Here is a 21,491-nt window from a genome sequence, read left to right on the forward strand (position 1 = left end):
CCGAACCCCTCCGTCGGCCCGGTACCCCGCCCGCTCAGTACTTCGCCTCCCGGCCCTCCCGGCCCAACCGGCTGTGCCCGCGCCCGTACAGGAAGTACACGACAATGCCGATCGCCATCCACACGGCGAAGCGGAACCAGGTCTCGCCCGGCAGGTTGAGCATCAGCCACAGCGAGGCCGCGATGGAGAGGCACGGCAGCACCGGCACCCACGGGGTGCGGAAGGCGCGATGCAGGTCGGGGCGGGTCCTGCGGAGCACCATGACGCCGACGGCCACCATGACGAAGGCGAAGAGCGTGCCGATGTTCACCAGGGTCGCGAGTTCGTTGATGCTGGTGAAGCCGGCGACGATCGCGATGACCACACCGAGCAGGATCGTCGGGCGGTACGGGGTCTTGAACTTCGGGTGCGTGACGGAGAAGAAGCGCGGCAGCAGACCGTCGCGGCTCATCGCGAAGAACACACGGGTCTGGCCGAGGAGCAGGATCAGACAGACCGTGGTGAGGCCGACGGCGGCGCCGAAGCTGATCACGCCCGCGTAGAACGGATGCCCCGCGGCCTTGAAGGCGTCGGCGAGCGGCGCGCTCACGGACAGCTCCGTGTAGTGCTGCATACCGGTGACGACGAGGGCCACCGCCACGTACAGCACGGTGCAGATGAAGAGGGAGCCGAGGATGCCCCGGGGCATGTCCCGCTGCGGCAGCTTGGTCTCCTCGGCGGCGGTGGCCACCACGTCGAAGCCGATGAAGGCGAAGAAGACGACGGAGGCGGCAGTGAAGATGCCCATGACGCCGAAGTTGGTGGGCTCGTAGCCGAAAATCGTCTGGACGAGCGGGGAGTCCCAGTTGGAGCCGCCGCCCTCCGGGGTGACCGCCGGCGGGATGAACGGGTCGTAGTTGTCGCCGACGATGAAGAACAGGCCGGCGATGATCACGATCATCACCACGGTCACCTTGATGGCCACGACGACCGCGGTGATCCGGGCGGAGAGCTTCATGCCCAGGACGAGGACGACGGTCAGCACCAGGACCAGCAGGAAGGCCAGGATGTCGAAGGTGCCGCCGACCGCGTCCGGGCCTTCCAGGGCTCTCGGCAGATGCCAGTCGATGTTGTCCATCAGCGAGCGGACGTAGCCGGACCAGCCGACGGCCACCACCGCCGTACCGAGGGCGAACTCCAGGACGAGGTCCCAGCCGATGATCCAGGCCGGCAGCTCGCCGATCGAGGCGTACGCGAAGGTGTACGCCGATCCCGCCACCGGCACCGTCGAGGCGAACTCGGCGTAGCACAGGGCGGCGAGGGCGCAGACGATGCCGGCTGCGACGAAGGCGAGGGCGGTCGCCGGACCGGCGTTCTCCTTGGCGACCTTGCCCGTGAGGACGAAGATGCCGGTGCCGATGATGACGCCGACACCGAAGACGGTCAGGTCCCAGGCGGACAGGGACTTCTTGAGCGCGTGCTCCGGTTCCTCGGTGTCGCGGATCGACTGCTCGACCGACTTGGTCCGGAACACTCCGGAGTTCGCGCGTGGCTGTTGGTCCAAACTCACGGTCGTACCTCCCTGCCATGGGGCTGCCCGCCCTGTGGTCAGAATGCACGCGAAAGGGCCGGTCGGCACTCCGAAGAGTGAACCGACCGGCCCCATGGTGACGCCGGGTGACGGCGATCCGTCAGTCGCGGGCGGGCTCCACGGCCTGCGCACTGGACTCGAAACGCCCGTCCAGACGTGAGACCAAACCGGTGACCTGGCGGGCGATGTCCGGGGCGGTCAGCCCGATCTCGGCCATGACCTCGGCGCGCGAGGCGTGGTCGAGGAAGCGCGGCGGGATGCCGAAGTCACGCAGCGGCACGTCCACGCCGGCGTCGCGCAGCGCCTGGGCCACGGCCGAGCCGACGCCGCCGACGCGGCTGTTGTCCTCGACGGTGACGACGACCCGGTGCTGCTCGGCGAGCGGGGCGAGCGCCTCGTCGACGGGCTTGACCCAACGGGGGTCGACGACGGTGGTGGAGATGCCCTGACGGTCGAGCAGATCGGCGATCTCCAGGCACATGGGCGCCAGGGCGCCCACGGAGACGAGGAGGACGTCGGTGGGGGTACCTCCCATGCCGTTCAGGCCATGGGGGAGATCGCTGCCGGGCTCGCGGAGCACGTCCATGCCGCCGACGCGGCGCAGGGCCGGTACGGCGGGGCCGACGGCGCCCTTGGAGAAGCGGACCACGGTCGGGGCGTCGGTGACCTCGACGGCCTCGCGGAGCTGGGCGCGGACCTGGTCGGCATCGCGCGGCGCGGCGAGCCGCAGACCGGGCACGACCTGGAGGATCGACATGTCCCACATGCCGTTGTGGGAGGCGCCGTCGGTGCCGGTGACGCCGGCCCGGTCCAGGACGAAGGTGACGCCGCACTTGTGCAGCGCCACGTCCATCAGGACCTGGTCGAAAGCGCGGTTGAGGAAGGTCGCGTAGACGGCGAAGACCGGGTGGAGACCGCCGGTGGCGAGGCCGGCCGCGGAGACGGCGGCGTGCTGCTCGGCGATGCCGACGTCGAAGACGCGCTCGGGGAACGCCTTGGCGAACTTGTCGAGGCCGACGGGCTGGAGCATGGCCGCCGTGATGGCGACGACGTCCTCGCGCTCCTTGCCGAGCGCGACCATCTCGTCGGCGAAGACGCCGGTCCAGTCGGCGCCGGAGGACGCGATGGGCAGGCCGGTGTCGGGGTGGATCTTGCCGACGGCGTGGAAGCGGTCGGCCTCGTCCTGGAGGGCCGGCTGGTAGCCGCGGCCCTTCTCGGTGAGGCAGTGGACGATGACCGGGCCGCCGAAGCGCTTGGCGCGGGTCAGCGCGGACTCCAGGGCCTCGATGTCGTGGCCGTCGATGGGGCCGACGTACTTGAGGCCGAGGTCCTCGAACATGCCCTGCGGGGCGATGAAGTCCTTGAGGCCCTTCTTGGCGCCGTGCAGGGTCTCGTAGAGCGGCTTCCCGACGACGGGGGTGCGCTCCAGGATGTCCTTGCCGCGTGCGAGGAAGCGCTCGTAGCCGTCGGTGGTGCGCAGGGTCGCCAGGTGGTTGGCGAGGCCGCCGATCGTGGGCGCGTAGGAGCGCTCGTTGTCGTTGACGACGATGACGAGCGGGCGGTCCTTGGCGGCGGCGATGTTGTTCAGCGCCTCCCAGGCCATGCCGCCCGTGAGGGCTCCGTCGCCGATGACGGCGACGACGTGGTCGTCCTTCCTCAGGACCTCGTTGGCCTTGGCGAGGCCGTCGGCCCAGCCGAGGACCGTCGAGGCGTGCGAGTTCTCGATCACGTCGTGCTCGGACTCCGCCTGCGAGGGGTAGCCGGAGAGGCCGCCCTTCATCTTGAGCTTGGAGAAGTCCTGGCGGCCCGTGAGCAGCTTGTGGACGTAGCTCTGGTGTCCGGTGTCCCAGAGGACCTTGTCCTTCGGGGAGTCGAACACCCGGTGCAGGGCGATGGTCAGCTCGACCACACCGAGGTTGGGGCCGAGGTGCCCGCCGGTCTTGGAGACGGCGTCCACGAGGAACGTCCTGATCTCGTCGGCCAGCTGATCCAGCTGTTCCGGGGAAAGCCGGTCCAGATCTCGCGGTCCCCTGATACGGGTCAGCAGAGCCACCCGTGCCTCCTTGCGTTTGAGCTGGTCGAGCTTGCCGATTTGTCGAGTCTAATGTTCCGTCTTGGATCGTGGGCATCGGGCCGGGGGGTGAGGCGTCACCCTCATGGCCGACATGCCGCTGATCTGTACGGCTCTGTACGCCCGCGCGCACCGCTCTCGTACGCCCTCGTGCACTGCTCCGGACGCAGCAGTGCCCGGCGCCGGTTTCGCGGCGCCGGGCGGTGTGGCGAGCGTTACGCGCGCGGGATCGAGGTCCCTAGGCGCGGCCCGCCGACTTCTGCGTCTTGCGGGAGACCGAGTCGATGATCACGGCGATGAGCAGGACCGCTCCGGTGATCATGTACTGGATCGCGTTCGAGGACAGGTTCATCTGGTTGAGGCCCTGGACGATCGACTGGATGACCAGGATGCCCAGGAGCGCCGACCAGACCTTGCCGCGTCCGCCGAAGAGGGACGTGCCGCCGATGACCGCCGCGGCGATGCACATCATGAGCTGGTTGCCGCCGCCGAGGGAGCGGTCGGCGCCGCCGGTCGCGGAGGCGAGGAAGAGGCCGCCGATCGCGCCCATGGTGCCGGAGATCATGAAGACCGAGATCCGGATCCACGAGACGTTGATGCCGGCGCGGCGCGCTGCCTCGATGCCGCCGCCGACCGCGAAGACCTGACGGCCGTACGTGGTGCGGCGGAGCACGAAGTCGGTGACGAGCAGGATCAGCAGGAAGATCACCAGGGAGAGCGGGAGGCCCTGCTCCTGGTTGAAGCCGTACGCGGCGACGAGGACCAGGACCGCCAGGACGGCGGTGCGCAGGATGATCTCGCTCTGCGGGCGGTGCGGCAGCTCGGCGGCCTTGCGGCGGCGGGAGTCGCGCAGCTGGGCGAGGTAGAAGGCGGCGACGACGACCACGGCGAGGCCGTAGGCGGCCGCGACGTCGGAGAAGTAGTACTTCGTGAGGTCGCCGACGAAGCTGCCGATCGGGGTGGGGATGGTGGACCGGTCGCCCATCACCCAGGTCTGCAGGCCGGCCCAGCCGAGGAAGCCGGCGAGGGTGACGACGAACGCGGGCACGCCGATCTTGGCGAAGACCAGACCGTGGAAGGCGCCGATCAGGGTGCCGGAGAGGATGCCGAGGACGATCGCGAGGCCGTCGGGCATGTCGGTGCCGAGGACGCCCCAGACCGCGCCGGCCAGACCCGCCACGGAGCCGACGGCGAGGTCGATCTCGCCGAGCAGCAGGACGAAGACGATGCCGACGGCCATGATGCCGGGGCCGACCGCGTACAGCGTGATCTGGTCGAGGTTGTACGAGGTGATGAAGTTGCCGGTGAGCGCCTGGAAGACGATGCCGATGACGATGAGACCGACGACGACGGGCAGCGAGCCGATCTCGCCGGAGCGGATCTTGCGCTTGAACTCGTCGACGTAGCCCTTGAGGCCCTGCTGGCGGACGAGAAGGCGGGGGTCGACGGCGGGGATCGCCGCGGCGGCCGGGGCGTCCTGGCCCGTACGGGGCTCGGGGACGGCCGTCTCGTCGCTCGCGGTGGGAGGGGTCGTGCTCACTTCGCTACCTCCGCGTTGCGGGCCTGACGGCGGGTCACGGCGTTGTCCGTGGCTCCCGTGATCGCGGCGATGATCTCTTCGTGCGTGGTGCTGGCGACCGGGAAGGTGCCGTTGTTGCGGCCCAGGCGCAGCACGGCGACCGTGTCGGCCACGGCCTTGACGTCGGCCATGTTGTGGCTGATCAGGATGACGCCGAGGCCCTGCTCGCGCAGGCGCTCGACCAGGTCGAGGACCTGCGCGGTCTGCTCGACGCCGAGGGCGGCGGTCGGCTCGTCCAGGATCACGATCTTGGGGTTGCCGACGAGGGCGCGCGCGATGGCGACGACCTGCCGCTGGCCGCCGGAGAGGGCGGCGACGGGGATGCGGACGCTGGGGATGCGGATGGAGAGGGTCGAGAGGAGGTCCTTCGCCCGCTTCTCCATGGCGACCTCGTCGAGGACGCCGCCCTTCTTGATCTCCCGGCCGAGGAACAGGTTGGCGACGACGTCGAGGTTGTCGCAGAGGGCGAGGTCCTGGTAGACGGTCGCGACACCGAGGTTCTGGGAGTCGTGCGGGCGGTTGATCTCGACCGGCTCGCCCTCCCACTCGATGACGCCCTCGTCGATGGGGTGCACGCCGGCGATCGTCTTGACGAGCGTGGACTTGCCCGCTCCGTTGTCGCCGACGAGCGCGACGACCTCTCCTGCGTGGACTTCGAGATCGACACCGGAGAGGACCTGAACCGCTCCGAACCGCTTGAAGATCCCGCGCAACGCCAACACGGGCGTCTGGGACACGTGAACCAACTCCTTCGCCGCCGGTGCGGCGGCGGGCAAGGCGCGCCGCCCGGGCGGCGCCGAGATCTGAGGGGGGCTTGCGCGTCCGGCTCCCGGACCGACAGCGGGGTCTGGGTCGGCCGGGAACCGGACGGGTGGGTGGGGACGGAGCCCGTTCGTGGTGCGTATCCGCCGCGCGATCCTTCACCTCTTGCACGTGGCGCCCCGGCCGGGAGGCCGGTCGCACGGGCGGGGAGGCGGGGACGGGGCGGTCGTACGCGGATCACGGGACCACGGGGGTCACCGGGGTCCGTCGCCGGGGAGTCGGGCCCTCGCGGGCCCGGCCGGGCTCGGGAGGAGGCCCGGGGGGGCGTTACTTGATGCCCAGCTCGGTGCACTTGGCGGCGAGGTCCGAGGTGCAGATGTCCGCGGCCTTGTAGATGCCGTCCGCGATCACCGTGGTCTGGATGTTGGTCTTGTCGACCACGACCGGCGGGAAGAGCGTGGAGGGCACGCCGTCGGTCGCGCCCTGCGCGCCGAGTTCCTTGCCCTGCAGCAGGTTCACGGCGAACTTGGCGGCCTCGGGGGCCAGCTGGAGCGGGGACTTGTAGATCGTGAAGGTCTGCGAGCCGGCGACGATGCGCTGGATGCCCGCGACCTCGGCGTCCTGGCCGCCCACCGGGACGTTCTTCACGCCGGCGTTCTCGAGGGAGGTGATGATGCCTCCGGCCATGCCGTCGTTGGCGGAGTAGACGGCGCCGATCTTGTCCTTGCCGACCGAGGAGATCGCGGCGGACATCTTCTCGCCGGCGACCTTCGGGTCCCACTCGCCGGACGCCTCGTAGGCGATCTTGCCGACCTTGCCGTCGAGCGCGGTGTGGGCGCCCTTCTTGAACAGGGCGGCGTTCGGGTCCTTCTCGTCGCCGTTGATCATCACGACGTTGGCGGTGGCCGCCTTGGCGCCGAGGGCGGCGAGGAGCGCCTGGCCCTGGAGCTCGCCGACCTTGTTGTTGTCGTGGCTGACGTAGGCGTCGGCACCCGGGACGGCACGGTCGTACGCGACGACCTTCACGCCCTTCGCCTTCGCGTCCTTGACCCAGCCCGCGGCCTTGGCCGAGTCCACCGGGTCGAGGGCGATGACCTTGACGCCGTCGGCGATCAGCTGGTCGAACTGCTGCTTCTGCTTGACGACGTCGGAGACGGCGTTGTTGTACACGATCTCGCAGTCGGAGCAGGCGGCCTTGACGGCCTTCTCGAACTGCGGCTTGTCCAGGGCCTCGTAGCGCGAGGTCTTGTTCTCGGGAAGGAGCAGACCGATCTTGGTCGAGCTGCCCTTGTCTTCACCGTCTCCGCCGCCCGCCTGGCCACAGGCGGCGAGGGAGAGGGCCATCGAGACCGCGGCCGTGGCTATGACGGCGCGACGCGTCACTGCGTTCATTGGGGTTGCCTCCCTGACGAGGCCGCGACGTTGCGGCCGAGGATGCCCGAAGTCAACTCGGCCGCAACACCGTCGTCAAGAAGTAAATTCTTAACGAGATGACAACGGTGCCGTTCGTTATCTAAGTGAAGGCAGGCGTGGAGAGCGGGGCGGCCGTCGGCAGGGGGCTCTCCAAAAGGGTCGAATCGCCCATTTCGCTCAGGACGAGGGCGAGGGCGCCGAGCACCTCCGCGCGTCCGCCGAGCGCTCCCTGGGCCAGCGAGAGCTGCCGGGCGGCGCTGGGGATCGCGTACCGCGAGACGGAGTCCCTGATGGGCGCGAGGACCAGCTCACCGGCCTCGGCGAGGTCGCCGCCGAGCACGACCCGGCTGGGGTTGAGGAGGTTGCAGAGGTTGGCGATGCCGCTGCCGATGTGCCGGCCGACGTCGGCGACGACCCGGCGGCAGCCGGGGTCGCCCGCGCGGGCCAGCTGGACGACGCGCTCCATGGTCAGGTCCGGGCCGTGACTGGGCTGGAGCAGCGGCAGGACGTAGCGGGCGGCGGTGAAGGTCTCCAGGCAGCCGCGGTTGCCACAGCGGCAGACCGGTCCCGACTCGTCGAGGGTGATGTGCCCGATCTCGCCGGCGGTGCCGCCGGGACCCCGGTAGACCCGCCCGTCGATGACGAGGCCGGCGCCGACGCCGCTGGCCACCTTGATGTACGCGAGGTCCTTGACGCCCCGCCCGCTCCCCCACACCAGCTCGCCGAGCGCGCCGAGGTTGGCGTCGTTGTCGACGTGCACGGGGACGCCGAGGCGGCCGGAGAGCTCCTCGGCGGGGTTGATGCCGCTCCAGCCCGGGAGGATCGAGGTCGACCCGAGCAGGCCGGAGGAGACGTCGATGGGGCCCGGTACGCCGAGACCGACGCCGATGACCTTGTCGCGGCCGATCCCGGTGGCCGCGATCAGCCGTGTGACCAGCTGTTCCGCCCGGTCGAAGCCCTCGGCCGCGGAGGCGTCCACGTCGAGCGGCTCGGCCTCCTCGGCCAGCACCTGGTGGGCGAGGTTGCCGACGGCGACCCGCAGGTGGGTGTGGCCGAAATCGACGCCGATGACGATGCCGGCGTCCCCGGAGAGCGAGACGCTGCGGGCCCTGCGGCCCCCCGCGGAGGTCGGGGTGACCTCGACCGTCCCGCCGTCCTTCAACTCCCGCACGATGTTGGAGACCGTGGCGGCGGACAGGCCCGTCGCCCGGGCGATCTCCGCCTGGGTGAGCGAGCCGGCCATCCGTACCGCCCGGACGACCCGTTCGAGATTGGCCCTGTGCAGAGACGTCTGCGACCCCGGAGTCTCCATCGACTCACTCACTCCCACCGATTTCTCCAACATGTGAACTCTAAGGGGACGCTTTCGGCTTGCTCCCCGTCAAGACCTTGAGCGGTGGGCGTCGGGTGTCACGGCACACGAAGGGCCCCCGGCGCGGCGGCGCCGGGGGCCTTTCGGGGCGGGAGAGCGGGGCTTCGGCACCCCTCCTGGGAGCGGTGCGGCTACTTCACGGCGCCGGCGGTCAGACCGGCCACCACCTGCCGCTGGAAGATGATGTACGCGGCCAGGACCGGCAGCATCGCCATCACGAGGCCGGCGAAGAGGCCGGACCAGTCGCCCTTGTAGCCCTGGCTCGTGGCGAGCTGGACGAGGCCCTGGGAGAGCACCTTCTGGTCCTGCTCCGTGTTGAGCACGGTGGGCAGCAGGTACTGGTTCCACTGACCGAGGAAGTTGAAGATGCCGACGCTGATCAGGCCCGGCCTGGCCATCGGCAGCATGACCTGGAAGAAGGTCCGGGTGTGCGAGGCCCCGTCCACGAAGGCCGCTTCCGCCACCGAGGAGGGCAGGGTGCGGAAGAAGGCCGTCAGGAAGAAGACGGTGAAGGGCAGCGAGTACGCGATGTAGACGAGGATCAGGCCGTGCGGGGTGTTGAGCAGGGCCAGGTTCTGCATCACGTAGAAGAGCGGCACGAGCGCCAGGATGATCGGGAAGCTCATTCCTCCGATGAAGAGGAAGTAGATGAAGCGGTTGCCCGGGAAGTCGAAGCGGGCCAGCACGTACGCCGCCATCGAGCCGAGGAGCAGCGTGCCGACGAGCGAACCGCCGACGACCACGATCGTGTTCATGAAGTAGTCGCTCATGTGTGCCTGGGACCAGGCGCGCGACCAGTTCTCGAAGTGCAGGCCGTCCGGTAGCGACCACGGGGAGGTGAAGATCGCCCGGTCGGTCTTGAAGGAGGTCATGACCGCCCAGAGCAGCGGCATGACGACCATGATCGCCCAGATGATCAGGACGCCGTGCGAGAAGACGTTGAGGACCGCGCCCTCGCTCTTGGACTCCTTGCGGGACGTGGGCGCCGCCGTCTTGGTGACCACGGGCCCCGAGCCCCCCGAGGGGCCGGGGGTCTCGACGCCGGGGGTGGCAGTGTCGGTCGTCTTCATCAGAACTCCAGCCGCTCGCGCCGGCCCAGCTTCATCACGACGGCCGCGAAGGCCAGGGTGACGAGAAGGAGCGCGACACCGATGGTCGTTGCATAGGCGGCCTGACCGTCCCGGAACGCCTTCTGGTACACGTACAGCGGAAGGACGACGGTGGAGTAGTCGGGCCCGCCGCCGTTGGGGCCGACGGTCATGATCTGGACGACGGCGAAGGACTCCGCGCCGAGCGCGAGGATGCCCATGTAGATCCAGCCGGACTGCACGGTGTCCCAGAGCAGCGGCAGGGTGATCTTGAAGAAGGTCGTGAAACGGCTGGCGCCGTCGAGCAGCGCGGCCTCGTAGAAGTCCCTCGGAATGGACGCCATGCCGGCCGAGAAGAGGACGACGAAGAAGCCGACCGTGGACCAGACGAGAACCGCCATCACGCAGATGAGGGCGAGATCCGGATCGCCCAGCCAGTCCGGCTGAATACTGCCGAGGCCCACGAGCTTCAGAGCGGAATTGATGGCTCCGCTATTCGGGTTGTAGGCGAACTGGAAGAGCAGCGCGACGATCGCGATCGACAGCACCTGCGGGAAGAAGTACACAATCTTGTAGAAGGCTGATCCGCGCACACCGGCGATGGCCGCTCCACGGCGGCGCCGACCTCCGACATTGAGCATGAATGCGAAGAACAGCGCGAGTCCGACGGTCACCAGCGGCAGCACCACCGCGAGGGTCAGACTGTGCTGGAGCGATTTCCAGAAGATCTCGTCGTCCAGCATTCTGCTGTAGTTGTCGAATCCGACGAACCCGAATTCGGGGCTCAGTCCGCTCCAGTCCGTGAGCGAGTAGTAGATGGACTGGATGAACGGCCAGATGACGAAGAGCGCATAGAGCGCGAGGGGTGCCGCCAGGAACCCCACGATGAAACGGTACTTGCCGTGCTGCATTCCTACCGACCCCGATCTTCCCGCGGAGGCGCGCCGCGGGTGCCGCGCGCGAAGGGGCCGGGGCCCGCTCCCGGTCGGCGGGAAGGGGCCCCGGCACTGCTCACTGGTGCTTGTAGTGCTTGATCGAGGAGTCCTGGGCCGCCTCGTCGGCGAACTTCTGGATCTTCTTGATCGTCTCGGCCGGGGTCGCGCGGCCGGCCATCATCTCGCCGATGCCCGCGACACCGATCTTCTCCTTCTGGAGAGCGACGTACCAGTCCTGGAGGCGCGGGTTGACGACGTTCTGGCCGGCCTTCTCCAGGGCCGCGACACCTGACTTGAGACCCGGCGTCAGCTCGATGCCGTCGGTGCCGCCGTTGAACGCCGAGAGGGACTTCACGGACTGCGTGAAGTTCTTGGACGAGGCCTCGCTGAGCATGATGCGCAGCTGCTCCATGCCGCCCTCGGGGTTGGCCGCCTTGGCCGGGACGATGAAGGGCTCGCCGCCGGAGGCCCACATGGTGCCGAAGGGCATCTTGTCGGAGGCGTCGAGGCCGCTCGGGGCGGAGACGGCCAGGTCGAAGTCGGCCGGCATGGTCTTCGCCGCCTCGTTCTCGACCCAGGAGCCGTTCGGGATGAACAGCGCCTTGCCCTCGGTCCAGGCGGTCTGCGACTGGATGTGGTCGAGGCCGGGGGTGCCCTTGAGGATGTAGCCCTTGCGGTAGAGCTCGTAGTAGGCCTCGAAACAGGCCTTGACCGCGGGGTGCTCCCAGGCCTTCGGCTCCAGGTTGTCGATGGCGTCCAGGACCTCGCGGCCGCCGACCTTGCCGATCATCGGGTACAGCGAGAAGGGGAGGTAGTACGGGTGCTTGCCCGCGTACGTCCAGCCGGCGATGCCCTTCTTCTTGGCCTTCTCGCAGACGGCCAGCATCTCGTCCCAGGTCTCGGGGTACTTCGCGTCGAGGGAGTCGAGCAGCTTCTGCGAGTACCAGACGCCGTAGACGGTGTACGCGTAGTAGAGGACCCAGACCGGGGCGCCGTCGAACTGGCCCATCTCGATGATGCCGGGCCGCAGGGTGTCGCGGACCTTCTTGTTCGGGTCGTCGACGGAGGCCGCGTCCAGGAGGGCGGTGAGGTCGGTCAGCTGCTTCTGTCCGACGAGGACGCCCATGTCCATCTGCTCCGCGCCGGAGTTGTCGATGAGGTCCGGCGGGTTGCCGCCGTTGAAGCGCGGCTGGAGCTCGGTGGTGATCTTCTGGGTGGGCGTGAACTTGACCTTGGCCTTGGGGTAATTCGTCTCGTAGACCTTGATCGCGTCCTTGGCGTACTGCTGTCCGAATCCGCCGTCGAAGAGGACGAAATCAAGCGGGGCCGACTCGTTCACCCCGAGCGGGTTCTTGTCGGACTTCGTACCCTTCTCGACCTTTGCGTTTCCGTCACCGCTGCCGCTCGCGCAGGCGGAGAGGAAGCCCATGGTCGGCACCGAAATCAGGCCGATCGCGGCGGAACGCTTGATCAGATCGCGACGGCCAAGGCCCTCATTGGTCTGAGCGGAGGTGGATCCCATGCTCAAGTCCTCGCCTTCATTCAGGACTCAGGCGGTGTACCGGTCGCCCGTACTCACTCGCCACAGGCGAAGGGCCCCGCCACCGCGGTCATTTGCAGCCGGGTCGTGCACGCGTCGGGCCGTCGCCGGAGTGTTCCGAGGAGTCTCCGAGGAGTGCTCCGACTGGCTGGACGCCGACAGGTATAGTCCACTTCCCTTCTCCTGAGCAAGATCGAAAGCAGGTTTCAGCAACCATCTTTCCCGAGTTGAGACCTCCGCGATAAGCGCGCCGAATCTGCGGCGTTTCGTCCAACCGTTGGCCCTGTAACACCCTTGACAGCACATCAGAGCTCCACATATTGGGAGGCCGCGCTACGCCATCGGTGGGACCGAACCATGCCGACCGGGGCGACGGAGGGGCAAACAGGGACAAACGTCCGTGACCGAAACAGTTGTGTCACAGACCCCCCACCAAGTGAAGATTCCATAAGGAGGATCCGGGATCATAGAGGTCTCGCCGACGCCCGTCCTCGCGACGGAGGCGCGGCGAATCTGCCTGGTTCCCTACGCATTTGGAGTACTACGTGGCCAAGTCTTCTGGCCTGAATCGCACGGGCGTCCTGTCCCGTGTCACGGTCGCGGCGATAACGGCGGCCCTGGTGGGCACCACGACGGCCGCGGTCGCAGCGGACGCGCCGAAGCCCAGCATCGCCGCCGCCGAGCAGACCTCCGGCGCGAGCGCCTTCGCGGCCGACGCCGCCTCCGCCGCCGCTCCGGTGAACTACCTGAGCGGCGTGAACAGCGCGGGCATCATCTGGCGTTACGAGCCGGTCGGTGGCGGCGCCATCCAGCGTCTCAACACCCAGTCCGGCTCCGGCTGGAACTACGACAAGCACTTCTCGCAGGCCGACCTGGACGGCAACGGCTCCGCCAACGGTATGTACACCGTCAACAGCGGCGACCTGACCTACACCCCGTACGGCGGCTCGCCCCGCTTCATCGGCGGCGGCTGGGGCATCTACAACGAGGTCATCTCCGCCGCCAACACCGGCGGCGGCACGGCCGACGACGTTCTCGCCCGCGACAGCTCCGGTGTGCTGTGGCACTACCTGGGCAACGGCAACGGCTCGCTGACCCAGCGCTACCGCATCGGTTCCGGCTGGAACGCGTACACGCAGATCGCCGGCAAGGGCGATGTCTCCGGCGACGGGCGTCCCGACGTCGTCGCGCGTGACCGCAACGGCGTCCTGTGGCTCTACAAGGGCACCGGCAACTACCGGACGCCCTTCGCCTCCCGCACCCGTGTCGGCAGTGGCTGGAACACGTACAACGCCATCGTCTCCTCGGGTGACCTGAACTTCGACGGCAAGGCCGACCTCGTCGCCCGCGACGGCGCCGGCGCGCTGTGGCTGTACAAGGGCCGTGGCAACGCCACGACCCCGTACACCGGCCGTGTGAAGATCGGCACGTCCGGCTGGAACGGCTTCCGCGAGCTGTTCTAGTCGTCCCCGGGCGCCTCTGAGCGCCTCGGCATCAGGACAAGCGAAAGGGCCCCGCTCCTCTTCCGAGGAGCGGGGCCCTTTCCGTACTTCGTACGACTACCCGATCAGATCGTGTCAGCCACGGATCAGGTTGCGGAGCACGTACTGCATGATGCCGCCGTTGCGGTAGTAGTCCGCCTCACCGGGGGTGTCGATGCGGACGACCGCGTCGAACTCGACACCGGTGTCGGTGGTGACCTTGACCGTGCTCGGCGTGGTGCCCTCGTTCAGCTCCGTGACGCCCGCGATGGAGAAGGTCTCCTCGCCGGTCAGGCCGAGCGAGTCGGCCGACTGGCCGGCCGGGAACTGCAGCGGCAGGACGCCCATGCCGATGAGGTTCGAGCGGTGGATGCGCTCGTACGACTCGGTGATGACGGCCTTGACGCCGAGGAGCGCGGTGCCCTTGGCGGCCCAGTCGCGGGACGAGCCGGAGCCGTACTCCTTGCCGCCCAGGATGACCAGCGGGGTGCCGGCGGCCTGGTAGTTCTGCGAGGCGTCGTAGATGAACGACACCGGCGCGTCGGCCTGGGTGAAGTCGCGGGTGAAGCCGCCCTCGGTGCCCGGCGCGATCTGGTTGCGCAGGCGGATGTTGGCGAACGTGCCGCGGATCATGACCTCGTGGTTGCCTCGGCGCGAGCCGTAGGAGTTGAAGTCACGACGCTCCACACCGTGCTCGGTGAGGTACTTGCCGGCCGGGGTGTCGGCCTTGATGGCGCCGGCCGGGGAGATGTGGTCGGTGGTGACCGAGTCGCCCAGCTTCGCCAGGACGCGCGCGCCGACGATGTCGGTGACCGGGGTGGTCTCCATCGTCATGCCCTCGAAGTACGGGGGCTTCCGGACGTAGGTGGACTCGGTGTCCCACTCGAAGGTGTTGCCGGTCGGGATCGACAGCGCCTGCCACTGGGCGTCGCCCGCGAAGACGTCCTGGTAGGACTTGTTGAACATGTCCTCGCCGATGGCGTTGGCGACGACGTCGTTGACCTCGGCCTCCGACGGCCAGATGTCGGCCAGGTAGACGGGCTTGCCGTCCTGGTCGACGCCGAGGGCGTCCTTGGTGATGTCCACCTTCATGGAGCCCGCGATGGCGTACGCGACGACCAGCGGCGGGGAGGCCAGGTAGTTCATCTTGACGTCGGGGTTGATACGACCCTCGAAGTTACGGTTGCCCGAGAGCACCGAGGTCACGGCGAGGTCGTGCTCGTTGACGGCCTTGGAGACCTCCTCCGGCAGCGGGCCGGAGTTGCCGATGCAGGTGGTGCAGCCGTAGCCGACGAGGTTGAAGCCGACCTTGTCGAGGTACGGGGTGAGGCCCGCCTTGTCGAAGTAGTCGGTGACGACCTTCGAGCCCGGGGCGAGGGTGGTCTTGACCCACGGCTTGCGGGTCAGGCCCTTCTCGGTGGCCTTCTTCGCGACGAGCGCGGCGGCGACCATCACGTACGGGTTCGACGTGTTGGTGCAGGAGGTGATCGCGGCGACGGTGACGGCGCCGTGGTCGATCTCGTAGGTCGAGCCGTCGGGAGCCGTGACGGTGACGGGCTTCGACGGAGCGCCGATGGGGTGGTTCGCCGGGGCGTCGGAGGCCGGGAAGGACTCCTTGCCCGCCTCGTCCACCTCGTCGACGTAGTTGCGGACGTCCAGGGCGAACTGCTGGGCGGCGTTCGCGAGGACGATGCGGTCCTGCGGGCGCTTCGGGCCGGCGATGGAGGGGACGACCGTGGAGAGGTCGAGCTCCAGCTTCTCGGAGAAGTCGGGCTCGGCGGCCGGGTCCAGCCAGAGACCCTGCTCCTTGGCGTACGCCTCGACGAGCGCGACCTGCTGCGCGGAGCGGCCGGTCAGCTTGAGGTAGTTCAGGGTCTCGCCGTCGATCGGGAAGACCGCGGCGGTGGAACCGAACTCCGGCGACATGTTGCCGATGGTGGCGCGGTTCGCGAGGGAGGTGGCGGCGACGCCCTCACCGTAGAACTCGACGAACTTGCCGACGACGCCGTGCTTGCGCAGCATCTCGGTGATCGTGAGGACCAGGTCGGTGGCGGTGGTGCCGGCCGGGAGCTCGCCGGTCAGCTTGAAGCCGACGACGCGCGGGATGAGCATGGAGACCGGCTGGCCGAGCATCGCGGCCTCGGCCTCGATGCCACCGACGCCCCAGCCCAGCACGCCCAGGCCGTTGACCATGGTGGTGTGCGAGTCGGTGCCGACGAGGGTGTCGGGGTACGCCTGGCCGTTGCGGACCATGACCGTACGGGCCAGGTGCTCGATGTTCACCTGGTGGACGATGCCGGTGCCCGGGGGGACGACCTTGAAGTCGTCGAAGGCGGTCTGGCCCCAGCGCAGGAACTGGTAGCGCTCCTTGTTGCGGCCGTACTCCAGCTCGACGTTCTGCGCGAACGCGTCGCTGGTGCCGAACTTGTCGGCGATGACGGAGTGGTCGATGACCATCTCGGCCGGGGAGAGCGGGTTGATCTTCGCCGGGTCGCCGCCGAGCGCAGCGACGGCCTCACGCATGGTGGCGAGGTCGACGACACACGGCACACCGGTGAAGTCCTGCATGATCACGCGGGCCGGCGTGAACTGGATCTCCTGGCTCGGCTGAGCCTGCGAGTCCCAGTTGCCGAGCGCCCGGATGTGGTCGGCGGTGATGTTCGCGCCGTCCTCGGTGCGGAGCAGGTTCTCCAGGAGGACCTTCAGGCTGTAAGGGAGGCGCGCGGAGCCCTCGACCTTGTCCAGCTTGAAGATCTCGTACGACTCGTCGCCCACGCGCAGCGTGCTGCGGGCGTCGAAGCTGTTCGCCGACACGACAGTCTCCTTCATCAATGTGCGCGTACTACCGCCATGCTGCCGCCACGGCTCCACGCCGATCCGCTAAGGTAAGACTTAGTTAGGTAACCCTTACCGAATGGGCGGCTGCGGTGCGCCGTAAGCAGTTATCTCGATGTCGAGATAACTCTAGTGCATCCCCGCCGCTCGGTCATGCCCGCCCGGCCGCAATTCGGCGGTCAGGGGGTGGCGACCAGTCGGCCGAGCCGCATGGCGAGCCACGGCCTGCGGCCGCCGGCCCGCATCCGGCCCAGGGCGACGGCCTTCCAGATCGGCGTGCGCCGGAACGAGACGAGCAGGAAGGCGGCCGGGTCGACCGTGAGCCTGCAGTCGTACGCGCGCGGCGGGGCGTCGCGGGTCACGGTCATCGCTCCGTCGTCGACGACGACGGCGAGGCGCGGGCCGCCCTCGACCACCAGGTCGAAGGCGACGCGGACGCCCCGCGCCTTCGCCGTGTCCAGGGCCAGGCTCATCATCGTCGGCATCGACTGGCCGATCACCAGGCTCGCCTCGTCCCCGCCGATCGACCACGGCAGTCCGGCGCCGCGCGCCATGTCCAGGCCGTGCACGAGGCTCTCGCCGAGCATCAGCCCGGTCACCACCGCCACGGTGAGCGTCGGCCCGGGGCCGTACCAGGGCGCGGCGACCGGGGCGTCCGGGGCGAGGTTCCCGGTGATCCGCAGGAACGTCTCACCCCGCTCGGCGATGAGGTCGCCGAGCCGGGCGCGCCCTTCGCCGTCGACGACGGCGACGGAGGCGTCGTTCATGGCCGTGATCCGCTCGACGAAGGGCAGATCGCCGGAGGGCAGGACACTCCCCCAGTCCACGGCGGTGTCGGCCGCGTCGGGGGACACGACGGAGCCGTACGCGAGGTACACGGAGGTGAGGTGCGCGCCGACGTCGCCGACGCTCCACCTCGGGACACCGGAGGCGGCGTCCAGGTCGGGGACCTCGCGGAGAAGCCGCGCGAGGCGCGGGATCGCGGCGGCCAGCGCGGCGCGGGTCCTCTCGTGCTCGGAGACGGGATCGAACGTCGCGACGAAGCCCATGCCTCTCCTCCCCATGCCCCCCATGCTGCGGACGGGCCCGCAGATTACCGCCGAGTAGCACGGTGGCGACAGGGGGCGGGGGCACCCGGACGGCGGCGCACGGCTGGCCGGGGGCGGCCGGCGGGCCGAGGATCGAGCCATGTTCAACGGCGCGCACGTGATTCTCTACACCCGGGACGCGGAGGCAGACCGCGACTTCCTCAAGGACGTCGTCGGCTTCGACCATGTGGACGCCGGCCGGGGCTGGCTCGTCTTCAAGCTGCCGCCCTCCGAGATCGCCGTGCACCCCACGGAGGGCGAACCGAGGCACGAGGTCTATCTGATGTGCGAGGACATCGCCGCCACCCTGACGGCCCTGGAGGACCGGGGCGCCGAGATCTCACGCCCCATCACCGACCAGGGCTGGGGCCTGCTCGGTGCCGTCCGGCTGCCGAGCGGCGCCGAACTCCCCCTGTACGAACCGCGTCACCCGACCGCGCACACCCTGTCACCCTGACGGCCTACCCCAATGACGATCACCATCTCATATCTGAGATAACGTGACGCCATGGCAGACGACTACCTCGTACGCATCGGCAAGCTCATCCGTGACGCCCGGCAGCACCGCGGCTGGACACAGACGCAGCTTGCCGAGGCGCTGGCCACGAGCCAGAGCGCCGTCAACCGGATCGAGCGCGGCAACCAGAACATCAGCCTTGAGATGATCGCCCGGATCGGCGAGGCCCTCGACAGCGAGATCGTGTCCCTGGGTTACGCGGGACCGATGCACCTCCGCGTCGTCGGGCGCCGCCGGCTCTCCGGAGCCATCGACGTCAAGACGAGCAAGAACGCCTGTGTCGCGCTGCTCTGCGCCTCGCTCCTCAACAAGGGCCGCACGGTCCTGCGCCGCGTCGCCCGCATCGAGGAGGTCTTCCGTCTTCTGGAGGTCCTCAACTCCATCGGCGTACGCACCCGCTGGATCAACGACGGGGTCGACCTGGAGATCGTGCCGCCCGCCGAGCTGGACATGGAGTCCATCGACGCCGAGGCCGCGATCCGCACCCGCTCGATCATCATGTTCCTCGGTCCGCTGCTGCACCGCATGGACCGCTTCAAGCTGCCGTACGCCGGTGGCTGCGACCTCGGTACGCGCACGATCGAGCCGCACATGATCGCGCTGCGCCGCTTCGGCCTGGACATCACGGCCACCGAGGGGATCTACCACGCCCAGGTCGAGCGCTCGGTCTCCCCCGACCGCCCGATCGTCCTGACCGAGCGCGGCGACACGGTGACCGAGAACGCGCTGCTCGCCGCCGCCCGCCACGACGGCGTGACGGTCATCCGCAACGCCTCCTCCAACTACATGGTCCAGGACCTGTGCTTCTTCCTGGAGGCCCTGGGCGTACGGGTCGACGGCATCGGGACCACCACCCTCACCGTCCACGGCATCCCCCAGATCGACGTCGACGTCGACTACTCCCCCTCCGAGGACCCGGTCGAGGCGATGAGCCTGCTGGCCGCGGCGGTCGTCACGGAATCCGAACTGACCATCCGCCGGGTCCCGATCGAGTTCATGGAGATCGAGCTCGCGGTCCTGGAGGAGATGGGCCTCGACCACGACCGCTCGGCCGAGTACGCCGCCGACAACGGCCGCACGCGCCTCGTCGACCTGACGGTCCGCCCCTCCAAGCTGGAGGCGCCGATCGACAAGATCCACCCGATGCCCTTCCCGGGCCTGAACATCGACAACGTCCCCTTCTTCGCGGCCATCGCGGCCACGGCTCAGGGCAAGACCCTCATCCACGACTGGGTCTACGACAACCGCGCCATCTACCTCACCGACCTCAACCGCCTCGGCGGCCGCCTCCAGCTCCTCGACCCCCACCGCGTCCTGGTCGAGGGCCCCACCCGCTGGCGCGCCGCCGAGATGATGTGCCCGCCGGCCCTGCGCCCCGCGGTGGTCGTCCTCCTGGCGATGATGGCCGCCGAGGGCACGTCGGTCCTCCGGAACGTGTACGTCATCAACCGCGGCTACGAGGAGCTCGCGGAGCGCCTCAACTCGGTCGGCGCGCAGATCGAGATCTTCCGGGACATCTAGGAAGTCCGGCCGAAGGTGACGCAGCGGTCAGCCCTCCCCGTCTCGGGAGGGCTGACCGCTTCAGCGCACATCGCCGAGGGGGACCCGGTCAGGCGCCCGGGACCACGCCGCCCTTGAGGCGTTCGAGGTCCGAGGGGCGGACCTGGATGGCGAAGACGGATATCACGAGGGCGAGGATCGCGAAGACCGCCGCCACGATGAAGCCGGCCGAGACTCCGGCGGTGAGGACCTCGTCGCCCCAGGGCGGGGGGAGTTGGCCCGTTTCGGCGAAGCGGGCCTTCTCCAGGGGGCTCGCCTGGGCGAGGAAGGCCGGGACCTGGGTGTCGGCCTCGTTGCGGCTGACCGTTCCGAAGACCGTGACCAGGATCGAGAGGCCGAGCGAACCGCCCACCTGCTGGGTCGCGTTGAGCAGGCCGGAGGCGGCTCCGGTGTCCTTGAGGGCGACGTTGGAGAGGGCCATCAGGGTCAGCGAGACGAACATGAACCCCATGCCGAAACTGAAGACCAGCATCGGACCGAGGATCGAACCCAGGTAGGTCGAGTCGACGTCGGTCAGGGTGAGCCAGGACAGGCCGGCCGCCAGGCAGAGCGAGCCCAGCACCATGAAGGGCTTCGGGCCGAACCTGGGCAGGAGTTGGGAGGTGATGCCGGCGGCGACCGCGATGACCGCGCTCACCGGGAGGAAGGCGAGGCCGGCTTCGAGCGGGCTGAAGTCCAGGACCTGCTGCACGAAGAGCGTGAGGAAGAAGAACATGCCGAAGATCGCGGCCGCGAGGCAGAGCATGATGCCGTAGGTGCCCGCGCGGTTGCGGTCGGCGAACATGTGCAGCGGGGTGATCGGCTGCCGCGAGCGCCGTTCCACCAGGATGAAGGTGACGAGCAGGACGACCGCGGCGGCGAAGGAGGCGATCGTGTACGGGTCCCGCCAGCCTTCCTGCGCGGCGCGGATGAAGCCGTAGACCAGCGCCACCATGCCGAGCGTCGAGGTCAGCGCCCCGGTCACGTCGAAGTGGCCCGGCTGGCGTGCGGACTCCTTGACGTGGCGAGGTGTCAGGAAGGCGATCAGCAGGGCGATCGGCACGTTCACGAAGAAGATCCAGCGCCAGTCGAGCCACTCGACCAGGACGCCGCCGGCGAGCAGGCCGATGGCTCCGCCGCCGGCCGAGACACCCGCGAACACGCCGAAGGCGCGGTTGCGTTCGGGGCCTTCGTCGAAGGTCGTGGTGATCAGCGAGAGGGAGGTCGGCGAGGCGATCGCGCCGCCGACGCCCTGGAGGGCGCGGGCCGCGAGGAGTTGCCATTCGGACTGGGCGAAGCCGGCGAGCAGGGAGGCGAGTCCGAAGAGCAGGACGCCGAAGATGAAGACCCTGCGACGCCCGAGGATGTCGCCCGCGCGTCCGCCGAGGAGCAGCAGTCCGCCGAAGGTGAGCGTGTAGGCGTTCACGACCCAGGACAGGCTGGTGGTCGAGAAGTCCAGCGACTGCTGGATGTCCGGCAGAGCGATGTTCACGATGGTGATGTCGAGGACCACCATCAACTGACAGGAGGCGATCACGAAGAGGGCGATGCCCTTGCCGTCCCCGTCACTCTTGTGCGGGGTGGTCGCCGTCGGGGTCGTCGGCTTCGGATCACTCGTCATGGCTTCTCATGGCGCATCGCGCCCTCACCGTGGGGAGCCGTGGGCCGGTCAGTCCACCTTTCGACACTAAGCCAGGGCCG

General features: G+C 68.8%; 15 protein-coding genes. 3 read left to right on the forward strand and 12 right to left on the reverse strand.

The annotated features are described in order from the left end of the window. Positions 1-34: 34 nt before the first annotated feature. The 9 genes from DEJ46_RS09155 to ngcE all read right to left on the reverse strand — a co-directional run bounded on the left by DEJ46_RS09155 (position 35) and on the right by ngcE (position 12,312). On the reverse strand, positions 35-1,549 hold the full coding sequence (locus DEJ46_RS09155; protein WP_150265067.1) for an amino acid permease: 1,515 nt from the start codon (positions 1,547-1,549) through the stop codon (positions 35-37). Between the two features lie 121 nt (positions 1,550-1,670). Continuing rightward, positions 1,671-3,623: a 1-deoxy-D-xylulose-5-phosphate synthase gene (gene dxs, locus DEJ46_RS09160; RefSeq protein WP_150265069.1), complete on the reverse strand. Its 1,953-nt coding sequence runs from the start codon at positions 3,621-3,623 to the stop codon at positions 1,671-1,673. Positions 3,624-3,879: 256 nt separating this feature from the next. Beyond that, positions 3,880-5,181 (reverse strand): sugar ABC transporter permease, encoded by a 1,302-nt coding sequence (locus DEJ46_RS09165; RefSeq protein ID WP_150265071.1) that lies wholly within the window; start codon positions 5,179-5,181, stop codon positions 3,880-3,882. Continuing rightward, positions 5,178-5,966 carry an ATP-binding cassette domain-containing protein gene (locus tag DEJ46_RS09170; protein WP_150274252.1) on the reverse strand — a complete coding sequence of 263 codons (789 nt, stop codon included), beginning with the start codon at positions 5,964-5,966 and terminating at the stop codon, positions 5,178-5,180. The genes DEJ46_RS09165 and DEJ46_RS09170 overlap by 4 nt, the downstream gene beginning before the upstream one ends. Positions 5,967-6,309: 343 nt before the next feature. Further along, entirely contained in the window at positions 6,310-7,374 is a 1,065-nt protein-coding gene (locus tag DEJ46_RS09175) for a substrate-binding domain-containing protein (RefSeq protein ID WP_150265073.1), read from the reverse strand. Positions 7,375-7,495: 121 nt separating this feature from the next. Then, positions 7,496-8,707 carry an ROK family transcriptional regulator gene (locus DEJ46_RS09180; RefSeq protein WP_150265075.1) on the reverse strand — a complete coding sequence of 404 codons (1,212 nt, stop codon included), beginning with the start codon at positions 8,705-8,707 and terminating at the stop codon, positions 7,496-7,498. A gap of 191 nt (positions 8,708-8,898) precedes the next feature. Further along, a complete protein-coding gene (locus tag DEJ46_RS09185) occupies positions 8,899-9,837 on the reverse strand; it encodes a carbohydrate ABC transporter permease (protein ID WP_150265077.1) in 939 nt (312 codons plus the stop codon). After that, the gene (locus DEJ46_RS09190) at positions 9,837-10,766 is read right to left on the reverse strand and encodes a carbohydrate ABC transporter permease (protein ID WP_150265079.1); all 930 of its coding nucleotides are present in this window, start codon (positions 10,764-10,766) and stop codon (positions 9,837-9,839) included. Before DEJ46_RS09190 ends, DEJ46_RS09185 begins: the two co-directional genes overlap by 1 nt. A 100-nt stretch (positions 10,767-10,866) precedes the next feature. Further along, the gene (gene ngcE, locus DEJ46_RS09195) at positions 10,867-12,312 is read right to left on the reverse strand and encodes an N-acetylglucosamine/diacetylchitobiose ABC transporter substrate-binding protein (RefSeq protein ID WP_150265086.1); all 1,446 of its coding nucleotides are present in this window, start codon (positions 12,310-12,312) and stop codon (positions 10,867-10,869) included. A gap of 563 nt (positions 12,313-12,875) precedes the next feature. On the opposite strand from ngcE, the gene DEJ46_RS09200 reads away from it, so the two are divergent. Next, complete coding sequence (locus DEJ46_RS09200) at positions 12,876-13,793, forward strand: FG-GAP repeat domain-containing protein (protein ID WP_150265088.1); 918 nt, start codon at positions 12,876-12,878, stop codon at positions 13,791-13,793. A 114-nt stretch (positions 13,794-13,907) separates the two neighbouring features. Here the strand turns inward: DEJ46_RS09200 and acnA are convergent, their stop codons facing one another. Then, positions 13,908-16,625, reverse strand: a complete 2,718-nt coding sequence (acnA, locus tag DEJ46_RS09205; protein WP_150265090.1) for an aconitate hydratase AcnA — start codon at positions 16,623-16,625, stop codon at positions 13,908-13,910. 200 nt (positions 16,626-16,825) lie between these two features. Then, the gene (locus tag DEJ46_RS09210; RefSeq protein ID WP_150265092.1) at positions 16,826-17,695 is read right to left on the reverse strand and encodes a maleylpyruvate isomerase N-terminal domain-containing protein; all 870 of its coding nucleotides are present in this window, start codon (positions 17,693-17,695) and stop codon (positions 16,826-16,828) included. A gap of 139 nt (positions 17,696-17,834) precedes the next feature. Between DEJ46_RS09210 and DEJ46_RS09215 the strand changes: the two genes are divergently transcribed. Together DEJ46_RS09215 and DEJ46_RS09220 are read left to right on the forward strand one after the other, a co-directional pair. Next, positions 17,835-18,191, forward strand: a complete 357-nt coding sequence (locus tag DEJ46_RS09215; RefSeq protein ID WP_150265094.1) for a VOC family protein — start codon at positions 17,835-17,837, stop codon at positions 18,189-18,191. Between the two features lie 51 nt (positions 18,192-18,242). Then, on the forward strand, positions 18,243-19,772 hold the full coding sequence (locus DEJ46_RS09220; protein ID WP_150265096.1) for a helix-turn-helix domain-containing protein: 1,530 nt from the start codon (positions 18,243-18,245) through the stop codon (positions 19,770-19,772). A gap of 88 nt (positions 19,773-19,860) precedes the next feature. Here DEJ46_RS09220 and DEJ46_RS09225 read toward each other — a convergent pair whose 3' ends face one another. Beyond that, complete coding sequence (locus DEJ46_RS09225) at positions 19,861-21,411, reverse strand: MFS transporter (RefSeq protein WP_190622517.1); 1,551 nt, start codon at positions 21,409-21,411, stop codon at positions 19,861-19,863. Positions 21,412-21,491 lie beyond the last annotated feature (80 nt).

The sequence above is a fragment of the Streptomyces venezuelae genome, assembly GCF_008642375.1.
GTDB classification, from domain to species: Bacteria; Actinomycetota; Actinomycetes; order Streptomycetales; family Streptomycetaceae; genus Streptomyces; species Streptomyces venezuelae_G.